This window comes from Compostibacillus humi, from assembly GCF_014637175.1.
In the GTDB taxonomy this organism is placed as follows: Bacteria; Bacillota; Bacilli; order Bacillales; family Amphibacillaceae; genus Oceanobacillus; species Oceanobacillus humi.
Genome location: NZ_BMEV01000010.1, coordinates 57904 through 67883 on the forward strand (window position 1 = coordinate 57904; position 9980 = coordinate 67883).

At 41.3% G+C, this 9980-nt stretch carries 10 protein-coding genes, 1 tRNA gene and 1 pseudogene; 8 read left to right on the forward strand and 4 right to left on the reverse strand.

Going from position 1 to position 9980, the window contains the following annotated elements; genetic code table 11:
* Nucleotides 1-61 precede the first annotated feature (61 nt).
* Nucleotides 62-646 carry a hypothetical protein gene (locus IEV18_RS04095; protein WP_188391106.1) on the forward strand — a complete coding sequence of 195 codons (585 nt, stop codon included), beginning with the start codon at nucleotides 62-64 and terminating at the stop codon, nucleotides 644-646.
* A 112-nt stretch (nucleotides 647-758) separates the two neighbouring features.
* On the opposite strand, the gene IEV18_RS04100 is transcribed toward IEV18_RS04095, so the two are convergent.
* Nucleotides 759-831, reverse strand: a tRNA-Thr gene (locus IEV18_RS04100).
* 208 nt (nucleotides 832-1039) lie between these two features.
* Here IEV18_RS04100 and IEV18_RS04105 point away from each other — a divergent pair.
* The 3 genes from IEV18_RS04105 to IEV18_RS04115 all read left to right on the forward strand — a co-directional run bounded on the left by IEV18_RS04105 (nucleotide 1040) and on the right by IEV18_RS04115 (nucleotide 3274).
* Nucleotides 1040-1819, forward strand: coding sequence for a glutamine ABC transporter substrate-binding protein (locus IEV18_RS04105; RefSeq protein WP_229733546.1), 780 nt, complete (start codon nucleotides 1040-1042; stop codon nucleotides 1817-1819).
* Between the two features lie 73 nt (nucleotides 1820-1892).
* Nucleotides 1893-2555, forward strand: a complete 663-nt coding sequence (locus tag IEV18_RS04110) for an amino acid ABC transporter permease (RefSeq protein ID WP_188391107.1) — start codon at nucleotides 1893-1895, stop codon at nucleotides 2553-2555.
* Nucleotides 2552-3274, forward strand: coding sequence for an amino acid ABC transporter ATP-binding protein (locus tag IEV18_RS04115; RefSeq protein WP_188391108.1), 723 nt, complete (start codon nucleotides 2552-2554; stop codon nucleotides 3272-3274). Before IEV18_RS04110 ends, IEV18_RS04115 begins: the two co-directional genes overlap by 4 nt.
* 58 nt (nucleotides 3275-3332) lie before the next feature.
* On the opposite strand, the gene IEV18_RS04120 is transcribed toward IEV18_RS04115, so the two are convergent.
* Nucleotides 3333-3782, reverse strand: coding sequence for a YusW family protein (locus IEV18_RS04120; RefSeq protein WP_188391109.1), 450 nt, complete (start codon nucleotides 3780-3782; stop codon nucleotides 3333-3335).
* A 225-nt stretch (nucleotides 3783-4007) separates the two neighbouring features.
* Between IEV18_RS04120 and IEV18_RS04125 the strand changes: the two genes are divergently transcribed.
* The 3 genes from IEV18_RS04125 (at nucleotide 4008) to IEV18_RS04135 (ending at nucleotide 7524) form a co-directional block, all read left to right on the forward strand.
* Nucleotides 4008-5168, forward strand: coding sequence for a D-alanyl-D-alanine carboxypeptidase family protein (locus IEV18_RS04125; RefSeq protein ID WP_188391110.1), 1161 nt, complete (start codon nucleotides 4008-4010; stop codon nucleotides 5166-5168).
* 88 nt (nucleotides 5169-5256) lie between these two features.
* Nucleotides 5257-5895 carry a DUF3889 domain-containing protein gene (locus tag IEV18_RS04130; protein WP_188391111.1) on the forward strand — a complete coding sequence of 213 codons (639 nt, stop codon included), beginning with the start codon at nucleotides 5257-5259 and terminating at the stop codon, nucleotides 5893-5895.
* 210 nt (nucleotides 5896-6105) lie between these two features.
* Nucleotides 6106-7524, forward strand: coding sequence for an MDR family MFS transporter (locus IEV18_RS04135; RefSeq protein WP_188391112.1), 1419 nt, complete (start codon nucleotides 6106-6108; stop codon nucleotides 7522-7524).
* Between the two features lie 51 nt (nucleotides 7525-7575).
* Here IEV18_RS04135 and pdxK read toward each other — a convergent pair whose 3' ends face one another.
* Complete coding sequence (gene pdxK / locus IEV18_RS04140; RefSeq protein ID WP_188391113.1) at nucleotides 7576-8379, reverse strand: pyridoxine/pyridoxal/pyridoxamine kinase; 804 nt, start codon at nucleotides 8377-8379, stop codon at nucleotides 7576-7578.
* 220 nt (nucleotides 8380-8599) lie between these two features.
* Between pdxK and IEV18_RS04145 the strand changes: the two genes are divergently transcribed.
* A complete protein-coding gene (locus IEV18_RS04145; RefSeq protein WP_188391114.1) occupies nucleotides 8600-9130 on the forward strand; it encodes a nitroreductase family protein in 531 nt (176 codons plus the stop codon).
* 18 nt (nucleotides 9131-9148) lie between these two features.
* Here the strand turns inward: IEV18_RS04145 and IEV18_RS04150 are convergent.
* Nucleotides 9149-9856: pseudogene (locus IEV18_RS04150) on the reverse strand (prenyltransferase); the annotation flags it as partial.
* Nucleotides 9857-9980 lie beyond the last annotated feature (124 nt).

The window sequence follows — 9980 nt, forward strand, 5'->3', positions numbered from 1 at the left end:
CTTGTATATGAGTCAATTGTCATGTACGATTTTTTTAAATAGACATTCAAGGGGGATTTTTGTGAAAAAAGTAATTTGGCTGTTCACAATCAGCTTGCTTTTAGTCGCTTGCAGCGAGGGGAATAGTGACGAGGAAAATAACGGGATCAATGTGGAAAAAGGCAAGAATCAAGTAGAAATAACGCTGCCTGCTGATATCATCGAAGCGGAAGAGAAAGATATGGATGAAATAATTGCTGATGCAGAAGAAAACGGAATCGATGAAGTTGTAAAAAATCAGGACGGGTCATTGACTTATAAAATGCCAAAAGAGAAGCATGAAGAAATGATGGAGCAGCTGGAGGAGCAAATCAAAAATATCATGGAGACAATACGCGGAGAAAAATATCCATCAATTCAAAAAGCAGAAACGGATGAATCTTTTACGGAGTTTACGGTGAAAGTAGATAAAGGCAGCTTTGAAAACAGTTTGGACGGCCTTTCTGTTGTCCAGCTCGGCATGGGCGGAGTCTATTATCAATTATTTAACGGAACAAAGCTGGAGGAAATCGAAGTAAAAGTATTTATCGAAAATAATGAAACAAATGAAGTAATCGATATATTCGTTTTCCCAAAAGTTTTAATGGAAACAGAAAACAGGAAATAAAAAATTTGCTCAATTACATAACGATCTCCAGTTTTGCGGCAAAAAGGCTGTACCAATAAAAAAGAAGCTCTAAATCCTTTGAAATCAAGGGTTTAGAGCTTCTCTGTTTTAGTGCTGGTAAGAGGACTCGAACCTCCGACCCCTTCATTACGAGTGAAGTGCACTACCAACTGTGCTATACCAGCATAATGTTTACATAAAAAATAATAAACCATTTTTTCGATTTATTCAAGGGGTATAATCGATATAAAAATTTTTCGGAAATACAGAAATAATAGGGAAAATAGATTGAAAATAAAAGAAAAATCATAAAAGCAACCGGCAGTTAATATACTTTAAAAAACATACAAGAAAGATTGCTAGAACAGAAGAATATGAGGAGGTTTTATTTTGTTGAAAAACAAAAAATGGAAGATTAGCATTGGTATTTTCTTTATGATGATGGCAAGCATATTGGCTGCCTGCGGGTCATCCAGCTCCGGAGACGGTGAACTGGAAGATAAATATACCGTCGTTACGGATACGTCCTTCGTTCCTTTTGAGTTTATGGAAGACGGAGAGTATGTAGGTTTTGACATCGATTTAATAAATGCTGTTGCAGAGGAAGCGGGATTTGAAATCGAGCTGGAAACGACGAATTTCGACGGAATTATTCCTGGCCTGCAAACGGGGCAATTTGATATCGCTATTGCCGGAATAAGCATTACAGAAGAGAGGAAGGAAAAAATTGATTACAGTGATCCATACTACGAATCCGGATTGGCCATCGGAGTAAGAAGCGATAATACAGATATTAACGGGATTGAAGATTTGGCAGGAAAAACGATTGCTACCCGGCTCGGATCCACTAGTGCGGCCTATATTAAGGAAAATATAGAAGGTGCAACACCAAACGAGTATGACCAGCTGGATCAGGCGTATATGGCAGTTGAAAACGGCAGTGCCGATGCAATTCTCTATGATGCTCCGAATGTCCATTATTATATCAATACGACAGGTGACGGAACATTGAAGGTAGTCGGTGATTTATACCAGGCAGAAGATTACGGCATAGCCATTACAAAGGGAAATGAGGCGTTGGTGGAAGCGATTAACGAAGCGTTGGCAACGTTAAGAGAAAATGGAACCTATGATGAAATATATGAAAAATGGTTTGGCACGACACCGGAGTAATTTAAAAAAATTCTAGCAGCAAAGGCTTATCCCCATGACAGATAAGCCTTTGTTTTCTTTACGAGGTGAAAGTATGATTGGTAGATTTGACTGGCTTGGTGTCATTGATTTTTTTCCCCAATTAGGAATCGGGCTTTGCTATACATTGCTTATCTCTGTCGTCGGCTTGCTGATTGGATTTGTTCTCGGTGCGATTTTTGGCTTAGGAAGATTGTCGAAAAATAAATTATTCTATAGCATTGCGAGCGTGTATGTAGAGGTCATTCGCGGAACTCCGCTGTTAGTACAAGCCATCTGGGTCTTTTTTGCTCTGCCGTTAATTATTGAGTACAATTTGGCTTCTATTTCGGCTGGAATTATTGTTATTTCCGTTAACTCAGGAGCGTATATTGCGGAAATTGTCCGCGGAGCAGTCCAATCCATCGAAAAGGGGCAAATGGAAGCTGGCCGTTCATTAGGACTGACCCATAACCAGGCAATGCGCTATATTATTTGGCCCCAGGCTTTTAAGCGAATGATTCCGCCGTTAGGAAATCAATTTATTATCAGCATTAAAGATACTTCACTCCTTTCTGTTATTCTCGTGCCTGAACTCATGTTTCAAGGAAGATTAGTAGCTTCTAATTATTTCAATGCGGTGGAAATTTACACGACAGTGGCCATGTTTTATTTAGCCATTACTTTAACGTTATCTTTCGTGTTGCGATATGTAGAAAGAAGGTTGAATATTCAATGATAAAAGTGCGGCAACTATACAAAAAATTTGGCGACAATGAAGTGTTGCGGGGAATTGATTGTGAAATGAAAGAAAAGGAAGTTGTCTGTGTTATCGGACCGAGCGGCTCCGGCAAAAGCACCTTCCTGCGCTGCTTAAATTTGCTGGAAACGATTACAAGCGGAGAAGTTATCATTGACGGCGAGAATATTATGAATCCGAACATAGACATAAATAAAATTCGTACAGAAGTAGGAATGGTATTTCAGCAATTTAATTTGTTTCCCCATAAAAATGTCATGGAAAATATTATCCTTGCTCCAATGAAAGTGAGAAAACTCAGCAGGGAAGAGGCGATAGCGCGCGGGGAAAAACTATTGGAAAAAGTCGGCCTTTCCGACAAAGGCAGGAGCTATCCGCAGCAGCTTTCCGGGGGACAGCAGCAGCGGGTTGCGATTGCCCGTGCGCTTGCGATGGAACCGAAACTGATGTTATTCGACGAGCCGACATCGGCGCTGGATCCGGAACTCGTCGGCGAGGTGCTTGCCGTCATGAAGCAATTGGCAGAGGAAGGAATGACGATGATTGTCGTCACCCATGAAATGGGATTTGCCAGGGAAGTAGCCGATCGGGTGCTGTTTATGGATCATGGACTTATCGTGGAGGAAGGTACACCAGAACAAATATTTACCAGCCCCCGGTCGGAGCGGACGAAAGAGTTTTTGAACAAAGTATTGTAATGTTGCTTTCCTTTAAGGCATGAAAACCGCTTGGCTTGAAAGCCAGGCGGTTAATCTTTTAAAATGAATATTTCTTTTTTTCCCCATTGCGGAATTCTATTTCTACGTTTATTCGTTCTGCTTCATTTGTTAAGTGAAAAGCAGAAAAAATTCTTTCTTTCACTTCAGCATCCGAACTATTTTCCTCTAATTGCAGCTGAGAGAAAATGTCATTCAGTTCCTCCATTGCTTCCTCTCCTGTTAAATGGATACCGAGGAGCATGTTTTTATAAAGGGCTTTTTTGCGGTATGGTCCGTCTTTATATTCGGCAATTATTTTTTCATTTTCCACATCTGCTTCCAATTTAAAGTAGGAGAAGGGATAGTCCTCGGAAATTTGTACATTCGTTCCTTGATGATAATCAGGGGCCGGCAGCCGGGGGGAATCAGAAATAGCCGAACCCATATTACAGCCGCCAATCAAAAGAATCAATAGAAGTGCAGAAGAAAATTGGTGACGCTTATCCAAGGTGAACCACTCCATCACTGCAATTTTTGTAATTAGTAATATTGCCAAAAAGGGAGTGAGATAAACCCATTTGTGAAAAACCTTGCTAAAGAATTATTACAACAACTAATTAAGATTTAATGCAATTTTAAAAGTTACGAAATGCATTTATTAATTTTCTATATTATACTGTTACAAGATTGACTAGATTGTTAGAATCATACTTTCATAGAATAGGTGTTTTCAATGAAACGAATCATTTATGTTCTAATGCTCAGCATGTTCGCTATGCTTATCCATGCCTCCTGGACGGCAGCTGAGGAAGGACTAAATATAGAAAGTGAAGCTGCTGTTTTATTGGAAGGAAATTCCGGACAAGTCCTTTACCAGAAAAACGGAGATCAACAGATGTACCCGGCCAGTCTGACAAAAATAGCCACAGCCATTTTTGTCATCGAAAACTTCAATTTAGAAGATACGGTAACAGTTAGCGAAGAAGCGGTTGAAACAATTGGAACGAAGGTATATTTAGAGGCAGGGGAACAAGTTTCCTTAAAAAAACTCGTGCAAGGAATGCTCATTAATTCAGGGAATGATGCAGCGGCAGCGATTGCAGAGCATGTGAGCGGAAGTATAAAAAACTTTTCCGTCGAATTGAATAAATACTTAAAAGGTACAGTCGGAGTGGAAAATACCCATTTTACGAATCCCCACGGCTTATTCGACGAAGAGCATTATACGACTGCCATCGATTTAGCAAAAATTACCCAATATGCCCTTCAAAATGATACGTTTAAAGAAATTTTCGGGACGAAGCAATTGGAATGGGATGGGAAAAGCTGGGATACAACGCTGCTCACCCATCATTTAATGTTAAAAGGGGAAATTCCCTACGAGGAAGTAACCGGCGGGAAAACAGGATTTGTCAATGAATCAGGCTATACCCTTGCTACTTCCGCAGAAAATGAAGCAGTAGATTTAATCGTGATTACATTAAATGGAAATAACGAATATGTCGCATATGAAGATACCGGAGCGCTGCTCGACTATGGATTAAACGGATTTTTTAATCAGACGATTCAACAAGGGACAGAGTATATTACAGAAGAGAAAAAATATACATTGCCGGAAGATGTTGTCTACACGGTACAAAAGGATCAATCTGTAACGAAAAAAGTGAATGACGAAGGGATGCTGCAAATTGTAAACGAGGAAGGGACAAGCATTACGTCTGCTGCTTTGAAACCGGTTGAGGAACAAAGTGAGAAGAATCCTGTTTCCAATGAAAAGCGTTCTCATACCGACATTTCACCTTTTTACAATGCCGTTGCCTTTCTTTCCGTATTTTTCATATTTATGATCCTCGCTATCGTTTACTTAAAAAAGAAAAGCCATATCCATTCATAAGTGAGCGCATGTCACGAAAAACCTCCTTCAATCATAGGATGTGAAGGAGGTTTTTCTCTTTTATCTTTATCGTCAGGAGGGCAATAGGATGTATCCATACTTTCATCTTCGGTCGTATACTGCACCCCAGCCAATGTTTGTCCCGACGCCATTCGTTTACTACCCGCATCCTTTTGATGCAATGAGACAGCAAGGGATACGGGGGATAGCTACGTGGACCGATGGCGGGGAAACGACAAAATGCGGCATCCCATGGTCGGATCAGGAATATATGACGGCAGCAGTAGGTGAAAATTCGCCGTTTCGATGTGGGCAAATGTTAAAAATCCGCAACATGTCTGCACCTTATGGGCGGGAAATTATTGTGAAAGTAGTTGATGAAGTTCCTGGTTACCAGGATAATGAAATTAATCTGCACCGAAGAGCATTTCAGGCGCTGGGAGTAAATCCGAATATTGGCAGACTAAACATTGAAATTTTCCCATCCCCCCAATTAGAAGAGGAAAAGTGGGGAAAATATTTATTGGAGGTTACGCAAGCTGCATATCCTGGCTATCAAGTAACTGACTATAAAACGGTAAGAAAGTCGCGTATTTCTGATCAGCAAATTAGAGAAACATATGAATTTCAATTGCAATCTCCACAGGAAACGATTACTGTTCAAGGTAACGTTATCTATAATCCGAATACAGACCGAATCGTTTCCTTTGATATTAAGGAAATGTAGCTTCTTGGAGAATTTCTCCAAGTTTTTTCAAATAAAAGAGGTACAAGTTGCATTGAATTACGTTTTCATTGTTTAGATTTGTTAATGCGGAGGGATAGGATTCATAGATTTATAATTCACATTGTTTGTTACCTATCTCTATGTTGTGTAACATAAAATTTGTAACAGATAGATCAGGCAAGGGATTACGGATGGAAAGTAGGAAGTTTTATGTCAGGGAACGAAGGACTGGAAGCGCCTGGAAATATCCGCAAAGGGCCAATTATGCTCGTTTTTATATCCGGGGCATTTGTAGCGATACTAAACCAGACGTTATTAGGCACGGCACTGCCCCATATTATGGCCGACTTAGCTGTGGATGAAAGCACGGTTCAATGGCTGCAGTCCGCCTTTATGCTTGTGAATGGGATTATGATTCCTATTACAGCTTTTTTAATGGATAAATTTACGAATCGGGAATTGTTTATTAGTGCGATGGGGCTTTTTGCGCTTGGAACGCTCCTTGCCGCCATTGCTCCGGAATTTTCGGTTTTATTGCTTGGCAGAATTCTCCAGGCAGCTGGTGCGGGAATTATGATGCCACTTACCCAGACGATTATGCTGCTGATTTTCCCTGTTGAACGGAGGGGAACGGTCATGGGGATGTTTGGGCTCATCATTGCCTTTGCACCAGCGATTGGACCGACCTTATCCGGCTACATCGTGGAACATTTTCCGTGGAGAACTTTGTTTTATATGATTCTGCCAATCGCTATCATTGATATTCTTCTAGCATATTTTATGCTAAAAAATGTGACAGAGAAGAAAAATCCGCAAATAGACGCACTCTCTATCATTTTATCTACTTTCGGCTTCGGCGGATTTTTATACGGATTTAGTGTTGCTGGCAATTCCGGATGGACAAGTATACAAGTTATCCTTTCTCTCGTCGTCGGTACGATAACCTTGTTCTGGTTTATTATGAGACAGCTGAATTTGGAGACGCCGATATTGGAAATGCGGGTGTTTCGCTATAAAATGTTTACCCTTTCTACCGCCATCGGGATGTCAACCTTTATGGCGATGATTGGTGCCGCCATTATTTTGCCTTTATATATGCAAAATATGCTCGGTTTTTCTGCTTTTGAATCGGGACTGGCCCTGCTTCCCGGTGCCGTTGTCCAAGGATTGATGAACCCGTTTACCGGCAGATTATTTGATAAATACGGGGCAAGGTGGCTCTCCATATCCGGGTTAGGGATGATTACGGTCACGACATTTCTTCTATCGATGTTGACGGAAGATACTTCTATTCATTATATTGCAATCATGCACGCGTTGCGCATGCTTGGAATCGCCATGGCCATGATGCCGGTGACAACTGCAGGATTAAACGTGCTGCCCCTTCATTTAATTTCCCACGGAACAGCGGTAAACAATACGTTTCGCCAAGTAGCCGGCGCCATTGGGACTGCACTTCCGATAACAATAATGACAACGGCTTCCATCCCGGAACAGGGAGTTGCCGGGGAAATTCATGGCGTAAACGTTTCTTTTTTCATCTCCGGCATCATTTCCCTTATCGGTTTCGTTCTTGCTCTGTTTATCCGCGATCGTGACGAAAAGCCGATGCCGCTAAAAGGAAATTAAAAAGAAACGCTTGATTCGGAGGTGTTATCCGCCGACTCAAGCGTTTTGTTTTTATTTGAATTTATGGAAAGCCCCGTGCATAACCGGGCCGACATATTCATTCAGTTTCCAGCCATGCTTAATGGCAGCCGTGACAAAGGCTTTCGCATCGTTCACTGCATCTTTTGCCGTCTTTCCTAATGCCAAGTTTGCAGTAATAGCTGCAGCAAAGGTACATCCTGCTCCATGGTTATACGTTGTATCGATTTTCTCTGCCTCTAAAATCGTAAATTCTTTTCCATCATAAAACAGGTCGATTGCTGTTTCATTGCCAAAATTTCTGCCGCCTTTGATGACGACATTTTTCGCGCCGTATTCATGGATTTTCCCTGCGGCTTCCTTCATTTCTTCCAGCGAAGTAATCGGGCCGGTTTGGGCGAGCTGTCCTGCTTCAAATAAATTTGGCGTTGTGACGAGCGCTCGCGGCAATAAAAATTCCCGCATTGCCTCCGTATTTTCCGGCTGTAGCACTTCATCTTCTCCCTTGCATACCATGACCGGATCGAGAACATACCTGTCCATTTTTGCTTCGTCCAGTTTTTTTGCTGCCAATTCAATAATATCGGTTGTAGCAAGCATGCCTGATTTAACTGCATCGACACCGACGGAAAGAGCTGTCTCCAATTGCCGCTCTACTAAATCGGTATCGATTGGCTGTACCCGGTGGTGCCAGCCTTCCGGATCCATTGTCACAATGCATGTTAATGCGGTCATTCCATAGACATCATGTTCTTGGAACGTTTTAAGGTCTGCCGCAATACCAGCACCGCCGCTCGTATCCGAACCTGCTATCGTTAATGTTTTTTTCATAGCCATGGCAAATCCTCCTAATAGTATCTGTAATATGACGACGAACCGGCTGATGTCAGTTATAAATTGTCCGTGCGTAAGCAAATTCTATTCATAGAAGTTTGCTTGATAAAAATATATACCCATTTTTACGATGTGTAAAGCAGACGATTTTTCCTAATATATAATCATCCGCTTAAAATATGGTACAATACATATAGGAATACTAAGGATTGGAGGGAATATGATGGACGTTTTTCAAGCGATTAAAGAGAGAAGGGAAATTACAAGTTTTTTAGATAAACCGATTGAAAAAGAGGTGCTGGACAAAGTAATTGATGCAGGATATTTTGCGCCAACGGGCAATAATTTGCCGTCAAAAGATCTAATCGCTGTAACAAACCGGGATTCGCTTGATGTGCTGGCAAATACGACGCCATATACGAAATGGCTGAAAGAAGCTCAGGCAGCCATAGTCGTCACCGGCAGACCAGATATCAGCAAATATTGGCTTCAGGATGCTTCCATTGCCTGTGCCTTTATTTGGCTGGAAGCAGTAGAGGTTGGATTGGGCAGTGCTTTCGGAGCTGTATATCATTCTGAGGATCAGAAGGAATCGGAAAAACGCGAGTCTCACGTACGAAATGTATTATCGATTCCAGATGACCGGCGGATTGTTGCTGTTTTAGGGTTAGGATATCCGAGCAAATCGCCGAAACCGAAAAAACATAACCCGCGGGAAAAAATCGTATCTTACGAAAAATTTGGCGAACAGTAAATGCTGTTCGCCTGTAGTTTATCCCGTCCATATGCTTATGGCGAGCAATAATCCGAAACTCCAATGATGCTTTGCTGCCCAGCCCATCGACTGCATATTTTCTGCATTGCTTGCCTCTTGACGAAAACATCCTCTTAATTTAAATGCTGCAGGAATGGCTAAAAAACTAATTAAAGAAGTGATTGGCAATATTTGAAGAAAGACTTCGAATAAAACGAGCGCATAAATTGCTGTTAAAATGACCGATAGCAATAGTTTCGCCTTTTGTTTTCCAAGGCGCATCGCCAATGTTTTGCGGAAACCAGCGTCTTTTTTTATATCCCGAATATTATTCGTTAAAATCATCGTGGCAATCAGCAATGCATAAACAGCTGCGACTGCCAGGATGAAACTGTTGATTGTCTGTCCTTGGGTAATGTAACCGAGAATTGTCGTAACAAATCCTAAAAAGATGCTGGCGACCACTTCCCCTAATCCTAATGAGGAAAAAGAATGTTTTCCAGCGGAGTATAAAAAGCCGGAAATAATGCCGGCCGAACCGATAAGGGCAACGGTCCAGCTTGTTTCTAAGGAAATCCAAAATCCTAATATAACAGATAAAATGATTGCGGTTGCAGCCGCATATGAAAGCTGATGATGGGCTGGTTTCCGGTAATCCCTTTCGTTTTCAATCGTTTTCCATCTGTCCCGGTCTTGACCATGCTTAAAATCAAAGTAATCATTGAATAAATTAGCAGCTCAACTTTCGCACGCTTAAAATTGCTCTAAACCCTTGATATATTTGAATGCAGACTAAGTTGATCATGCCGCATTTGCCTTTATTTCATCGTTACTACGAAAAGCCTTCTTT

Coding starts and splice junctions, on each gene's coding strand:
- IEV18_RS04110 (WP_188391107.1), top strand. CDS start 1,893: ATGATTGGTAGATTTGACTGGCTTGGTGTCATTGATTTTTTTCCCCAA.
- IEV18_RS04130 (WP_188391111.1), top strand. CDS start 5,257: ATGTATCCATACTTTCATCTTCGGTCGTATACTGCACCCCAGCCAATG.
- IEV18_RS04125 (WP_188391110.1), top strand. CDS start 4,008: ATGAAACGAATCATTTATGTTCTAATGCTCAGCATGTTCGCTATGCTT.
- IEV18_RS04145 (WP_188391114.1), top strand. CDS start 8,600: ATGGACGTTTTTCAAGCGATTAAAGAGAGAAGGGAAATTACAAGTTTT.
- IEV18_RS04135 (WP_188391112.1), top strand. CDS start 6,106: ATGTCAGGGAACGAAGGACTGGAAGCGCCTGGAAATATCCGCAAAGGG.
- pdxK (WP_188391113.1), bottom strand. CDS start 8,379: ATGGCTATGAAAAAAACATTAACGATAGCAGGTTCGGATACGAGCGGC.
- IEV18_RS04115 (WP_188391108.1), top strand. CDS start 2,552: ATGATAAAAGTGCGGCAACTATACAAAAAATTTGGCGACAATGAAGTG.